The following is a 12,952-nucleotide window of genomic DNA, read 5'->3' as shown; positions in this document are numbered from 1 at the left end:
GGCGGAACGAGCCGGCGGTCACGCTCAGGCTTGCGGCGTCACCCCGGCCTCCCACAGCCGGGCGAAGTTGGCCGCGTACGCCGCGACGACGCCGCGCTCGGACAGCTCGACCATCGCCTCGTCGTTGCGCCGCAGCGAGGTGGCGTTGAAGTTGTGGCTGCCGGTCATCACCCAGCCTCGGCCGGAACCGGGGCCGGTCGAGTCGGTGACGACCATGTACTTGGAGTGGATGCGGCCGGCGGGCGTCTTGCCGTCGAGCACCCGCCGCTGCACGCCGGCGGCGTCCAGGGCGGCGGTGACCTCGGCGTCGGCGAGTCCGTGCACCACCCGCACCTCGCAGCCCGCCGCCACCAGCTTCGCCAGCTCGTCCACGATGGCCAGGCGGGTGCCGTCCCACTCGGACTGGCCGATCTCGACGCTGGTGCGGCCCTTGGACTTGCAGCCGACCTTGGCGAGCCGCTGCGCGATCGGGTCGCGGTCGGCGACCGGGTAGAACTGGGCGGTGACCTTGCCGGTCGGCCCGCCGGTGACGACCGTGGTGTCGTAGTCCGGGTTCTGCACCTCGGCGGCCAGGTCGTCGAAGTACTTCCCGTAGCCCTGGAAGAGCCCCCGGTTGCCGGGCAGCACGACCAGGTTGTTCCAGTAGCTGGTGGAGTTGACGTCGGTGATGTTGTTGGACGCCTGGACGACGACGTCACGCCGGCCGCCGGTCTCCGAGAACAGCGAGAACTTGTTGTGCATGCCCTTGGTGCCCTGGCAGGAGGAGGTGTTGCCCTCCGGGCTCAGGTGGCCGCAGACGTGCACCCACGAGGTGGCCGACTTGTCGGTGCCGAGCGTGGTGATCAGCTCCTGTGCGGCCGGGTTGTCGATCTGGTAGCCGTCGATGACCATGCGCACCTCGACGCCGCGGCGGTAGGCGTCGAGCAGCACGGCCACGTAGTCGGCGCCGGCGTCGCCCGAGATGACGAACTCGGCGATCTCGATGGACGATCCGGCGGGCGCCTGCTTGATGAGCGAGCAGAGGCGCTCCACGACCGCGGTCGCGGTGCCCGCGACCGGGTCGTTGAAGGCGGCGCCGGTCTCGACCGGCACGGTCGCGGCGTTGCGGCACGCGCTGCGGGCCGGCTCGGGCAGCGCGGCCTGCGCGGCCGTCGGCTGCACCGACAGGGTCACCGCGGCGGCGAGGCCGGCGATCAGGAGGGAACGCTTACGAGGCATGGGGGGCTCCAAGGTGGGGGAGGTCAGCCGACGGATACCTGCGAGAAGTCCGGCCGTCCGCTGGCCGGCATCTCCAGGCCCTTGACGTCGTCGCGGACGGCGTAGTTGTTCTTCAGGTCCACCGGGTAGAGGCCGACCGCGTCATCCCAGATGATCTTGGCGGCCTGGGCGTACAGGGTCTTGCGCTCCTCCTGGTCGAGCGACTCGCGCGCCTTGCCGAGCACCTTGTCCAGGTCCTTGTTGCAGTAGCCCATGCGCTTGGCGTCGCAGTTGTAGAGGCGGTTGAGGGTGAAGTCGGCGTCGCCGGTGCCGGTGGTGTTGGTCTGCAGGTTCATGTCCCAGTTGAGGGAGTTGAGATCCTTCAGCCAGGTCGCCCGCTCCTTCTCCTGCGGCTGCACCTTGATGCCGACCTTCTCCCAGGCCGAGATGAACGCCTGCGCCATGGGCCTGATGTTCGGCCCGCCCTCCAGCGGCCACTGGATGGTGGTGGTGATGCCCTGCGGGTAGCCGGCCTCGGCGAGCAGCTTCTTCGCCAGCTCAGGGTCGTACGAGTACGGCTCCAGCTGCGTCGCCCCGAAGACCGCCTGCGTGATCGGCGCCTGGCCGACCGCGCCGAGGTCGCCGAACAGGTCGCCGACGACGCTCTTCACGTCCACCGCGTGCAGCATGGCCTGACGGACCTTGACGTTGTCGAACGGCTTGTTGTTCTGGTTGAACCACAGGAAGTAGTAGTTGTAGCTGGGGCCGTTGCCGTACGCGATGCCGGGCACGTCCTGCACCTCGGGCACCTGGTCCGGCGGGATCGCGGCCAGCACGTCCACCTCGTCGTTGTTCAGCGCGGTGATCCTGGCCGAGACCTCCGGCATGTTGAGGATCTCCAGCCGGTCCACCTTGGCCTTGGCGCCCCAGTACTTGTCGTTGCGGGTGAGCACGACCTTGTCGTCGGGGCTGAAGGAGTCGAACACGAACGGCCCGGTGCCGATGGGCTTCTGCCAGTACGCGTCGCTGGTGACCTTGTCGCCCTGGCCGATGAAGACCAGGGACAGCGTGCTGGGCAGGGTGCCGAGCGGCGCCGAGGTCTTGAACGTCACCGTGTGGTCGTCGGTGGCCTCGATCTCCTCGATGCCGGTGAGCAGCGGGGTCAGCGAGCCCTTGAGGTCGATCAGCCGCTGGACCGAGCCCTTGACGTCCTTGGCGGTGAACGGGGTGCCGTCGGTGAAGGTCACCCCTTCGCGCAGGTGGAACACCCAGGTCTTGTCGTCGGGGCTCTCCCACGACGTGGCGAGCTTCGGCTCAGGCTTGCCGTCCTTCATGACGGTCAGCGTCTCGAGGCTCTGCTGGACCGTGGTCTGCACCGCCTCCTCCGCCGGGTACTGCTGGACGTCCAGCGAGACGGGGAACAGCTGCGGCGCGTAGCGCAGCACCTGCTCGCCGCCGGCGGAGTCACCGGTGCCGCCGGAGCCGCCGCAGGCCGCGAGGCCGAGCGCCAGGGCGGCTGCGACGAGACAGCCCATGGCCCGGGATCGTGAGATCATTGCCTCTCCTTCATTTCGTTCTGGCAACAGCCGCGGCGGGCGACAGGGTGAAGGTCGCCGCGACGGGCTTGTGGTCCGACGGCGCGTTCCCGGCGGAGAAGAAGTCGACGACCTCGCTGGCCCTGGTGGCCACGGGGCCACGGGAGAAGATCCAGTCGATGGCCTTCGACGGTGACATCAGCGGTGAGAGCCGTGTCCCGCGCTCGGCGATCCACGGCATCGGCGAGACGGGGTGGGTGACCGGCGAGGTGCGGCCGAGCGAGGTGAACGAGTCGAGGAAACCGCCGTTGCCGAGCGCCCACAGCGGCGCCCCGATGTCGTTGATGTCCACCGTGAACAGGCAGGCCGCGGCTCCGGCGATCTCGTCGAGCGCCGCGACGACCCGCCCGGCCTGGCCGGCGCGCAGGTTGCGGCCGTCGGCCCGCTCCTGGGGGTGGCCTGGCCAGGTCAGGTGCGCGGTGGAGAACACCAGCGGCTCGGCGCCGCCGGTCCTCGGCCGCAGCCGCACCCAGAACAGCTCGGCGTGCTCGGCGAGGATGCCGACGTCGCGGGTGCCGTACTCGACGAGCTCGAACAGCTCCTCGCGCCACCACAGGTTGCTCTGCGTGCCCCAGCCGGGGAAGTCGTCGTGCACCCGCGCGTGACCCGGCAGCATCTCGTCCACCACCGCGCGCGAGCGGGGACGCAGCTCCTGGGTCGCGAGCAGGTCCGGCGGCCGGGTGGCGAACAGGTCGCGGATCGCCGGCTCTCGCTGCTCCAGGTGCGCGTCGCCCCACAGGTTGTAGGTCATCGCGACGAAGGTGAACGATCCGGTCAGCATGCTGGGAAGGTCCTTCCGATCAGTCGGTACGCGTGGCGTGCGCCGCCCACGCGGTCGGCGCGTTGTACTCGGCCACCGCGTTGCCCCGCTCGCCCGCGTAGCCGATGACCGTCAGCGAGGTGTTCACCGGCGGGGCGAAGCTGAGGTGGCCCGGCTCGGGCAGGCCCAGTGCGGCGGCCGCGGCGACCCTGATGGGCCCGCCGTGGCAGAACACGATGACGGTCGCGCCGGGCCCCGCCTTGGCGGCGGCGTCGACGAGCGCGGCCCACACCCGCCGGCGCAGGTCGGCGAAGGTCTCGCCGCCGCCCCTGCGCGGGTCGCCGCCGCGCGCGGCCTCGGCGAGGACATCCGGGTGTTCGGCGGCGATCTCGGTGAACGTGCGGCCGACCCAGGCGCCGATGTCGGCCTCGCGCAGCCGGGCGTCCTTCTCGGCCTCCATGTCGAGGTGGCGCAGGTACGCCTGCGCGGTGTCCCACGCCCTCGGCAGGTCGCTGGAGACGACCAGGTCGGGCTTCGGGAAGCGGGCGAGCAGCGCCGCGGCGGCCACCTCGGCCTGCTCCCTCCCGGTGCCGGTGAGCCCGGAGTCGGCCTGGCCCTGGTAGCGCTCCTCGACGTTCCAGTGCGACTCGCCGTGGCGGACCAGCACCAGGCGTACGGGGGCGGTCATCGGGCACCTGCCGAGGCCGCGGGCAGCTCGGGGAAGTGGCAGGCGGAGACGTGCGCGCTCAGCCGGTCGGTGAGCGCGGGCTCCTCCGTGGCGCACCGCTCCTGAGCCTTCCAGCACCGCGTACGGAACCGGCAGCCGGACGGCGGCGACACCGGTGACGGGATGTCGCCGGTGAGGATGATCTGCTCCCGAGGCGGCGCCGCCCACGGCCTGGTCACCGGCACGGCCGACAGCAACGCCTGCGTGTACGGATGCTCGGGGGCGGCGAAGATCTCCTCCGTCGTCCCCCGCTCGACCACCTTGCCGAGGTACATCACCGCCACCTCGTCACTGATGTGCCGCACCACCGACAGGTCGTGGGCGATGAACAGGTAGCTGAGCCCCATCTCCTGCTGCAGGTCGACGAGCAGGTTCAGCACCTGCGCCTGCACCGAGACGTCCAGCGCGGAGACCGCCTCGTCGCAGATCACCAGCCGGGGCCGCAGCGCGAGCGCCCGCGCGATGCCGACCCGCTGGCGCTGCCCGCCGGAGAACTGGTGGGGGTAGCGGTCGGCGTGGTCCGGGTTCAGCCCGACCCTGACCAGCAGCTCGCGCGCCTCGGACGCCCACTTGTCGCGGGGCAGCACGCCGGGGTTGACCAGCCAGGCCTCGCTGATGATCTGCTCGACCGTGAGGCGGGGGTTCAGCGACGCGTACGGATCCTGGAAGATCATCTGGATCTGCCTGCGCACCTGGCGCAGCTCGTCCCCCGAGAGGGTCAGCAGGTCCTGGCCGTCGAACAGCACCTGGCCCGACTCCGGCGGCGCGAGGCCGATGACCGTGCGCGCCAGCGTCGTCTTGCCCGAGCCTGACTCGCCGACCAGCCCGAGCGTACGGCCCTTGGGCAGGTCGAACGAGACGCCCGATACGGCGTGCACCGCGCCGATCTTGCGGCGCAGCAGGGAGGAGCGGACGGGGAAGCTGGTGTGCAGGTCCTTGACCGACAGCAGCGGCTCAGCCGGTGACGACATCGGTGACGACCTCCTTCGCGTGGTGACAGGCGGCGCGGTGCGCGGTGGGGCGGCCCGGCACCGGCGCCAGCTCGGGCCGCTCGGCGCCGCACAGATCGGTGGCGAAGCCGCACCGGGACTGGAACGCGCAGCCCGACGGCAGCCGGGTCAGGTCGGGCGGCGAGCCCTTGATGGGCGTCAGGCGCTCGCGCGGGCCGTCCAGCTCGGGGATCGAGGCCATCAGACCCCGCGTGTACGGGTGCCCGGTCGTCTCGTAGACCTCCCGCAGGTCGCCGGTCTCGACCACCCGGCCGGCGTACATGAGCTGCACCCGGTCCGCGACGCCGGCCACCACGCCGAGGTCGTGGCTGATGAGGATCATCGCCATGCGGTGCTCCGCCTTCAGCTCCGCGAGCAGCGCCATCACCTGGGCCTGGACCGTGACGTCGAGGGCGGTGGTGGGCTCGTCGGCGATGAGCACGCGCGGCTTCAGCGCGATCGCCATCGCGATCATCACCCGCTGCCGCATGCCGCCGGAGAACTGGTGCGGGAAGTCGTCCACGCGGCGGTCGGGCGCCGGGATGCCCACCCGGTCCATCAGCTCGATCGCCTTGCGCCGCGCCTCGGCCCTGGGCAGGCCCTGGCGGCGCCGGAACAGCTCGCCGATCTGCGCGCCGACCCGGAAGACCGGGTTGAGCGAGCTGAGCGGGTCCTGGAAGACCATGGCGAGGTCGGTGCCGTTGAGCTTGCGGGTCTCCGAGCGGGGCAGCGCCAGCAGGTCCCGGCCCGCGTAGACGATCCGGCCGCCGGCGACCTCGCCCGCGGGGCGCGGCACCAGCCCCATCAGGGCCTGGGCGGTGACGCTCTTGCCGCTGCCCGTCTCGCCCAGGATGGCCAGCGTCTCGCCCTCGGCGAGGTCGAAGCTCACCTTGTCGACGGCGGTGATCGTGCCCGCCCTGGTGCGGAAGCGTACGGTCAGGTCCTGCACCGACAGCAGGGGGTCGGCCATCACATGCTCCTCAGCCGCGGGTCGAACCGGTCGCGCAGGGCGTCGCCCAGCACGCCGAAGCTGATGACCAGCGCGGCCAGGGCGATGCCGGGGATCGTGGAGATCCACCACGCGTTGGACAGGTAGTCCCGGCCGTTGGCGATCGTCATGCCCCAGCTCGGCGTGCTGGCCGGGGTGCCGAGGCCGAGGAAGCTCAGCGACGCCTCGGCCAGGATCACGTGGCCGAGCTCGACGGTCGCGACCACCAGGATCGGCGCGATCATCGACGGCAGGATGCTGCGGGTCAGCAGGTGCCAGGTCCGCGCGCCGAGCGTGCGGGTGGCGTCCACGAAGTCCCTGTTCTTGAGCCCGAGCACCTGGCTGCGGGTCACCCGGGCGAACGTCACCCAGTTCGAGATGGACAGGACGATGACGACGTTCACCACGCTCGGCCCGAGGATCGCCGCGATGAGGATGGCGAGCAGGATCGACGGGAACGTGAGCTGCACGTCGGCGAGGCGCATGAGCACCATGTCGAGCCAGCCGCCGAAATAGCCCGCCGCGATGCCGGCGGCGACGCCGATGACGCCGGCCAGCACCAGCGTGGCCACGCCGACGGTGATCGACACCCGCGCGCCCTGCATCATCTGGGCGAGCACGTCCTGGCCGACCTGGTCGGTGCCGAAGAGGGCGATCTGCCCGTTCGGCAGCGTGGTGCCGGGCGGTTTCAGCCGGGCGCTCAGGTTCGTCGCGACCGAGTCGTACTTGAGCAGGATCGGGCCCACGACGGCGGCGAGCACGTAGAAGCCGATCACCGACAGCGAGACGATGATGCGCAGCCGTCCGAGCTTCACCCGGGTCTTGCCGGGGCGGGGCGCGGGCGCGTCCGCCGGCGCGATCGGGTCGTCGGCGAGCACCTGGTCCATTGGCCTGTCCATGGTCACCGTCCCAGCCGGATACGCGGGTCGAGGTAGCCGTACAGGACGTCCACGACCAGGTTGATCAGGACGAACCCGCCGGCGATCAGCAGGATCGAGGCCTGCACGACGTTGTAGTCGCGGGCCGAGATGGAGTCGATGAGCAGCCGCCCGACGCCGGGCCAGGAGAACACCGTCTCGACGATGACCGCGCCGCCGAGCAGCTTGCCGAACTCCAGGCCGGCCACCGTCACGATCGGGATGATCGCGTTGCGGATGGCGTGCAGGAAGATGACCACCCGCTCCGACAGGCCCTTGGCCCGCGCGGTCTGGATGTAGTTCTCGTGCACGACGTCGAGCAGGCCGCTGCGGGTCAGCCTGATCTGGATCGCGATCAGCGGCAGCGCCAGCGTGATGCCCGGCATGATCAGCTTGTCCAGCCCGCCGTGACCGCCGCTCGCGAAGATGTGCAGCTGCCGGGCGAAGACCAGGATGAACATGATGCCGATCCAGAACGACGGCATCGACTGGGCGAGCAGCGCGAACACCGACACGATGCGGTCGGCCAGCCGGTTCACCCGCAGCGCGCCGACGACGCCGAGCGCGATGCCCAGCACCATGCCGATCACCATCGCCACGACGGCCAGCTGCAGGGTGAGCGGGAACCTGTCCAGCACCAGCCCCATCGCGTCGGCGTGGTAGCGGTAGGAGTCGCCGAAGTCGAAGCGGGCCACGTCGGCCAGGTAGATCCCGTACTGCACGAGCATGGGCTGGTTGAGGCCCATCTGCTCGCGCAGCTCCGCGATCTCGACCGGTGTGGCGTCGGAGCCGAGGATGAGCAGGGCCGGGTCGCCGGGCACCAGGCGCAGTACCAGGAAGACGATGGTCACGGCGCCCCACAACACGAACACGGCGAAGAGCGTGCGCCGGATGAGGTACGCGGTCATGGCCGGCCCGATCGCTGTCGGTCGGCATCCCGTTTCAGCATCGACAGGCAACTCCTGATCGAGCCACGACGCCCGTGGGCGCATGGCGGGGGCTTTCGGGGGTTTTGTAGTAGGGGCGAGGCCGGCGGCGGGGCCGTCCGGTCGTGGGGGGGGAGCGGTGCGGAGGCGGCGGATCGTCGGTCACCGGTGTGGCGGCCGGGTTTCGCGCCGGGAACATTAACGTTAATGCGATTGATCGCCGATGCTAGGGTGACCGGCCCTGACCGTCAAGGGTCCCGCCGACATCTCCTGCCTCTCATGCGGCTCCACCGAACCTGGTTCTAGGGTTTTGACCTGCATGAACGTGGCATCGTAACGGTTCGTAACGACTGCCGCCAGGGGGTGGCGCACCCTCCGCACGGTAGGCGGCGGGGTTGACTGCCGTGAAACATTAACGTTAACGTCCGACTGCGACCGCATGACTCACTCCGGTCGATCGGTCAGGCGTAGGCATTCGCTACTTTCTTTTGCCAAGACCTTTTCAGGAGCATTCGGCAATGACCACGATGGAGCGGCCCGACCTGGCCGCAGAACTTCGCTCCGCCATTTTGTCGGCGGATCCGAGGCTGTCGAAGTTCAACCCGCTTCGGCGCATTCTCGCGCACGACGACTTCAATTCGGGCACCCACGGCTGGACGGAGCTGCTGGGCAACTACAACGGCAACGGCGACCTGTCCACGGTCGACGACCACATGCGGGACTTCCGGCCCCCGCAGCTGTCGAACTGCACGTTCTTCGACATCGGCAGCCACGGCGCGATGACCGGTTCGTACGCGCTCAAGCTCGCCACCCGGCCCTACCAGGGCCACACCGCCACCGCCATCCGCCGGCTCACCATGAGCGGGCGCGGCCTGCTGCAGCTCGAGGCGTACTTCACCTACAAGGCCGAGGCGACCATCGACGGCAGCGCGAGCGACGAGTTCGGCGACGTCACCTGGGACGGCAACCTGCACCCTTCCGAGGCGCAGTTCGGCTGCTTCACCGTCGCGACCGACCTGTGCGGCGACGGCGGCCTGCGCTATCACACGGTGGCCCGCTACCTGAACACGTCGCTGGACAACAAGCTCGCCCGGCAATGGGTCTATCCGAGCGTCCCCGAGCCGACGCCGCGCGAGCACCTCGAAGGCAAGATCAAGCTGAAGTACGGGGCCGACTTCACCGCGCCTAACCCCGATGACTGGCACCCGTTCGGCGAACCGCAGGAACTCTGCTACAACGAGGTGCCGACGAAGGTCAACTGGCATTACCTGCGCTGGGTCATCGACACCGAGGCGCGGCGTAACGTCGAGCTACAGATCAACGATCGGGTCATGGACATGTCGCACGTCCCGGTCCCGCCGTACAAGGAGCGGTACGACTCTCTGGAGAGCCTCCTGAATTTCTACTTCTCCGTACGGACCCACTCGAAGGTCCGCAACTTCCTCTTCCTTGACTCGGTCCTCATTTCCACGGATTGGTGACGTAATGCGGCAGGTGCAGACGGCGGTCCTCGAACGGGACACGACGTTCGTTTCCGACTTCGCGACGGAGCCCTACGAAGTGGCGTGGGCCGGCGAAGCGCGGTGGTTCGTCCACACCCTGGCGACGTCCGGCGACGACGCCGAGGTGCGGCTGGTCACCCAGATCTCGCCCGACGGCCTGACCTGGTGTGACCTGGACGGCGAAGAACATGTCATCACAGAACCCGGTTTGGTCACATGGCCGGTCGATCATTTCGGACAATGGCTACGGTTGCGCGGCACGGTGACGGGGGCCGACCCGTCCGCCAAACTGCGCATCTATCTCACGGTCAAGAGCTGAGAACGGCCGCGGGCTTCTAGGCGGAGTTCCAACGAGAGAGGGCATGCGAATGGCTGGGGCTCGGCGTCACACCCTGCGGGACATCGCCGCGACGTTGAACCTTTCCGTCAACACCGTCTCGCGTGCCCTCTCCGGCAAGGACGGCATAGGGGAGGAGACCAGGGCCCGCGTACGCGCCGAGGCCGAACGGGTCGGCTACGTCCCCAACTCCATGGCGAGGTCGCTCGTCCTGGGCTCCGCGATGACGTTCGGCCTGGTCATCACCAACCCGTCCAACCCCTTCTACGCGCAGCTCATCTCCACCATCGAGCTGCGCGCCCGCGCCCAGGGCTACTCGCTGCTGCTGACGGTGACCGAGGAGTCGGAGGAGCACGAGATGCGCGCCGCCGAGTCGCTGCTGCGCTCCTCGGTCAGCGGGTCGATCGTGGTGCCCGTCCAGGCGGGGGCCGACGCGTGGCGGCGGCTCGGCTCGGTCGGCGTCCCGACCGTGCTGATCAACCGTGATCTGCCCGACCTGGGCTACCGCTTCGTCGGCACCGACAACGAGCTGGGCGGCTACCGCGCCGCCGCGCACGCCATCGCCCGTGGCGCCCGCTCGATCGTGGTGCTCGAAGAAGACCTGCCCATCACCACCATCGACCACCGCATCGCCGGCTTCCGCCGCGCCATGGCGGAGGCGGGGCTGCCGGTGCCGCGCGGCAGCATCATGCGGGTCCCCACCCGCCGGCACGAGCACGTGGCGCTGCCGTGGCAGCCGCAGCAGGCGTACCAGGTGGCCCGCCGCATGCTGCGCCGCTCCCGGCTGCCCGACGCGGTCGTGGTCGGCAACGACTACTTCGCGCTCGGTCTCTACCGCGCGCTGGAGGAGCACGGGCTCAAGGTGCCCGACGACATGATGGTGATCGGCTTCGGCGACCACCCCTTCTCCGCCTTCCTCTCCCCGCCGCTGACCACCGTGCGCCTGCCCGCCGACGAGATCGGCACCATAGCGGTGGACCTGCTCCTGGAGGAGATCGCGGGCGGCCGCAACGCCCGTCCGTTGAAGCAGCTCATCGCCCCCACCCTGGTCGAACGCGGCTCCACGCTGCGCCCCTAGCTCGCTCAGGCGCCGCTTCCGACCACGGCGGTGGCGCGGATCTCGACGCGCATCTTCGGGGCGCCGAGTGCGGCGACGCCGATCTCCGTCCAGATGGGGGCGCGGTCGCCCATGCGCTTGCGGAACTGCTCCACCATCACCCGGTTGTGCACCTCGCCGATGAAGTCCGGCGAGTCGGGAATGTGGTACGAGTCCACCGCCACGACGTCACGCCAGGTGGCGCCGGCCGTGGCGAGGGTCCGCTCCACGTTGTCGAAGGCCCGTACGATCTCGTCCTCCAGGGACTCGGGGAAGCGGAAGTCGTCGTCCCACCCGCCCTGCCCCGAGATCTCCACCCGGTCGCCGATGCGCACCGCCTGGCTGTAATGCATGGTGGTCAGCTGCCGATCGCCGTACCCGGGGGTGGCGAAGAACTCCGGCTCACTCATCACGAATCCTCACTGGTTGACTTCACGCTTGAAGTGAAAGCTACCACCTATTCACTTCAAGCGTGAAGTGACGGGCCCCCGATAGGCTGAACCTCATGGCCAGCACCCCTGACGAGCCGCCGTGGCTGACCCCGGACGAGAAAGAGGCGTGGACCGGGCTCGTCTCCCTCGTCCTCCTGCTGCCGGGCAGGCTGGAGGCGCCCCTGCAGCACGAGTCCGGCCTGAGCCTGTTCGAATACCTGGCGCTCAGCCACATCTCCGAGGCCCCCGGCCGCCGCCTGCGCATGAGTGAGCTGGCCTACCTGGCCAACGGCTCGCTCTCGCGGCTGTCCAATGTGGTCAAGCGCTTCGAGCAGCGCGGCTGGGTGGAGCGCTCGCCCGATCCGGAGGACGGCCGCTACACGATCGCCGCGCTCACCGACGCCGGTTATGAGGTGGTGGTCGCCGCCGCGCCCACCCACGTACGCTCGGTGCGGCGCTTCGTGCTCGACCCGCTCACCGCCGCCGACCAGAAGGCGCTGGCCCGCATCGCCGCCAAGCTGCGCATCCGTCCGGTCGACCTGGCCTAGGCTGCGACGTCCTGGCCTAGGCTGCGACGTCCTGGCCTAGGCTGCGACGTCCTGGCCTAGGCTCCGAGGACCTGGCCTAGGCTCCGAGGACCTGGCCTAGGCTCCGACGTCCTGGCTGCCGAGGACGTCGAGCAGGGCGAGCTTCTCGGCCGCGTCGCCCCCGGCCGGCGCGGTGAACCACAGCAGGCGCTGCGAGCCGTCCTCGCTCAGCAGGCTGAGGCAGTCGAGCTCGATGACGCCCAGCTCGGGGTGGACGAGCCGCTTGCGGTCGGCGCGGCGTACCGCCACCTCCTGCCGGGCCCAGAGCCCGGCGAACTCGGCGCTCGTCGCGAGCAGCTCGTCGATGAGCCCGCTCACCTGCTCGTCACCGCCGCGCCGCGCCGCCACGGCCCGCAGGTCGGCGACGAACACGCGCGACTGATGATCGTGCTCGTCCGGGTGGTAGCGGGAGCGGGCGTCAGGGTCGGTGAACCACCGGTGGACGAAGCTGGCCGCGCGGCCCTGAACGGGCGGGATCGGGCCGAGGAGCGCGGTGGCCAGGCGGTTCTGGACGAGGACGGCGTGCAGGTCGGTGATCACCGCGGCGGGCGTCGCGGGCAGGCGTTCGAGGAGGTCCAACATGCCGGGGTGCACGTGGGCGGAGAGGCTGTGCCGCGGCGGCATCGGGCGTCCAGCCAGGAAGTAGAGGTGGGAGCGCTCGTCGGCGGTGAGCCGGAGCGCGCGGGCCAGCGCCGCCACCATCTGCTCGGACGGCTGCGCGCCGCGCCCCTGCTCCAGCTGGTTGTAGTAGTCGGTGGACGCCCCCGCCAGCACCGCCACCTCGTCCCTGCGCAGCCCGGGGACCCGGCGCCGGGTCCCCGCCGGCAGCCCCACCTCGCCCGGCTTGATGCGGTCGCGCCGCGACCTCAGGAACGCCCCGAACTCCTGCAGATCCATGCC

General features: G+C 70.1%; 14 protein-coding genes. 4 read left to right on the top strand and 10 right to left on the bottom strand.

Translation table 11 applies throughout. The features are described 5' to 3' along the window. Positions 1-24 precede the first annotated feature (24 nt). Genes AB0K18_RS21525 through nikB form a run of 8 tightly spaced genes read right to left on the bottom strand, consistent with a single transcriptional unit; the run spans position 25 to position 8,081 of the window. On the bottom strand, positions 25-1,218 hold the full coding sequence (locus AB0K18_RS21525; protein ID WP_364916739.1) for a phospholipase D-like domain-containing protein: 1,194 nt from the start codon (positions 1,216-1,218) through the stop codon (positions 25-27). A gap of 23 nt (positions 1,219-1,241) precedes the next feature. Beyond that, positions 1,242-2,753, bottom strand: coding sequence for an ABC transporter substrate-binding protein (locus tag AB0K18_RS21520; protein ID WP_364916737.1), 1,512 nt, complete (start codon positions 2,751-2,753; stop codon positions 1,242-1,244). Positions 2,754-2,763: 10 nt separating this feature from the next. Then, positions 2,764-3,573: a hypothetical protein gene (locus tag AB0K18_RS21515; RefSeq protein ID WP_364916735.1), complete on the bottom strand. Its 810-nt coding sequence runs from the start codon at positions 3,571-3,573 to the stop codon at positions 2,764-2,766. Between the two features lie 19 nt (positions 3,574-3,592). Next, entirely contained in the window at positions 3,593-4,240 is a 648-nt protein-coding gene (locus tag AB0K18_RS21510) for a histidine phosphatase family protein (RefSeq protein ID WP_364916732.1), read from the bottom strand. Further along, complete coding sequence (locus AB0K18_RS21505) at positions 4,237-5,250, bottom strand: dipeptide ABC transporter ATP-binding protein (RefSeq protein ID WP_364367947.1); 1,014 nt, start codon at positions 5,248-5,250, stop codon at positions 4,237-4,239. Before AB0K18_RS21505 ends, AB0K18_RS21510 begins: the two co-directional genes overlap by 4 nt. After that, positions 5,234-6,238, bottom strand: coding sequence for an ABC transporter ATP-binding protein (locus AB0K18_RS21500; RefSeq protein WP_364916728.1), 1,005 nt, complete (start codon positions 6,236-6,238; stop codon positions 5,234-5,236). Before AB0K18_RS21500 ends, AB0K18_RS21505 begins: the two co-directional genes overlap by 17 nt. Continuing rightward, positions 6,238-7,155 carry an ABC transporter permease gene (locus tag AB0K18_RS21495; RefSeq protein WP_364916725.1) on the bottom strand — a complete coding sequence of 306 codons (918 nt, stop codon included), beginning with the start codon at positions 7,153-7,155 and terminating at the stop codon, positions 6,238-6,240. The genes AB0K18_RS21500 and AB0K18_RS21495 overlap by 1 nt, the downstream gene beginning before the upstream one ends. Positions 7,156-7,157: 2 nt before the next feature. Next, a complete protein-coding gene (nikB, locus tag AB0K18_RS21490) occupies positions 7,158-8,081 on the bottom strand; it encodes a nickel ABC transporter permease (protein WP_345392793.1) in 924 nt (307 codons plus the stop codon). A 536-nt stretch (positions 8,082-8,617) separates the two neighbouring features. On the opposite strand from nikB, the gene AB0K18_RS21485 reads away from it, so the two are divergent. Genes AB0K18_RS21485 through AB0K18_RS21475 form a run of 3 tightly spaced genes read left to right on the top strand, consistent with a single transcriptional unit; the run spans position 8,618 to position 11,016 of the window. Further along, complete coding sequence (locus tag AB0K18_RS21485) at positions 8,618-9,580, top strand: DUF6772 family protein (RefSeq protein WP_364916723.1); 963 nt, start codon at positions 8,618-8,620, stop codon at positions 9,578-9,580. Between the two features lie 4 nt (positions 9,581-9,584). Then, complete coding sequence (locus AB0K18_RS21480) at positions 9,585-9,920, top strand: hypothetical protein (RefSeq protein ID WP_364367939.1); 336 nt, start codon at positions 9,585-9,587, stop codon at positions 9,918-9,920. A gap of 43 nt (positions 9,921-9,963) precedes the next feature. Continuing rightward, positions 9,964-11,016 (top strand): LacI family DNA-binding transcriptional regulator, encoded by a 1,053-nt coding sequence (locus tag AB0K18_RS21475; protein ID WP_364916720.1) that lies wholly within the window; start codon positions 9,964-9,966, stop codon positions 11,014-11,016. Between the two features lie 5 nt (positions 11,017-11,021). On the opposite strand, the gene AB0K18_RS21470 is transcribed toward AB0K18_RS21475, so the two are convergent. Further along, complete coding sequence (locus tag AB0K18_RS21470; RefSeq protein WP_364916718.1) at positions 11,022-11,444, bottom strand: RidA family protein; 423 nt, start codon at positions 11,442-11,444, stop codon at positions 11,022-11,024. Between the two features lie 95 nt (positions 11,445-11,539). On the opposite strand from AB0K18_RS21470, the gene AB0K18_RS21465 reads away from it, so the two are divergent. After that, the gene (locus tag AB0K18_RS21465; RefSeq protein WP_364916716.1) at positions 11,540-12,013 is read left to right on the top strand and encodes a MarR family transcriptional regulator; all 474 of its coding nucleotides are present in this window, start codon (positions 11,540-11,542) and stop codon (positions 12,011-12,013) included. A gap of 96 nt (positions 12,014-12,109) precedes the next feature. On the opposite strand, the gene AB0K18_RS21460 is transcribed toward AB0K18_RS21465, so the two are convergent. Continuing rightward, positions 12,110-12,949, bottom strand: coding sequence for a helix-turn-helix transcriptional regulator (locus AB0K18_RS21460; RefSeq protein ID WP_364916714.1), 840 nt, complete (start codon positions 12,947-12,949; stop codon positions 12,110-12,112). Between the last annotated feature and the right edge of the window lie 3 nt (positions 12,950-12,952).

The sequence above is a fragment of the Nonomuraea sp. NPDC049421 genome, from assembly GCF_040677005.1.
Classification (GTDB): Bacteria; Actinomycetota; Actinomycetes; order Streptosporangiales; family Streptosporangiaceae; genus Nonomuraea; species Nonomuraea salmonea.
The sequence above is the reverse complement of the archived record's forward strand: the minus strand, read 5'-3'. Positions and strand labels throughout refer to the sequence as shown.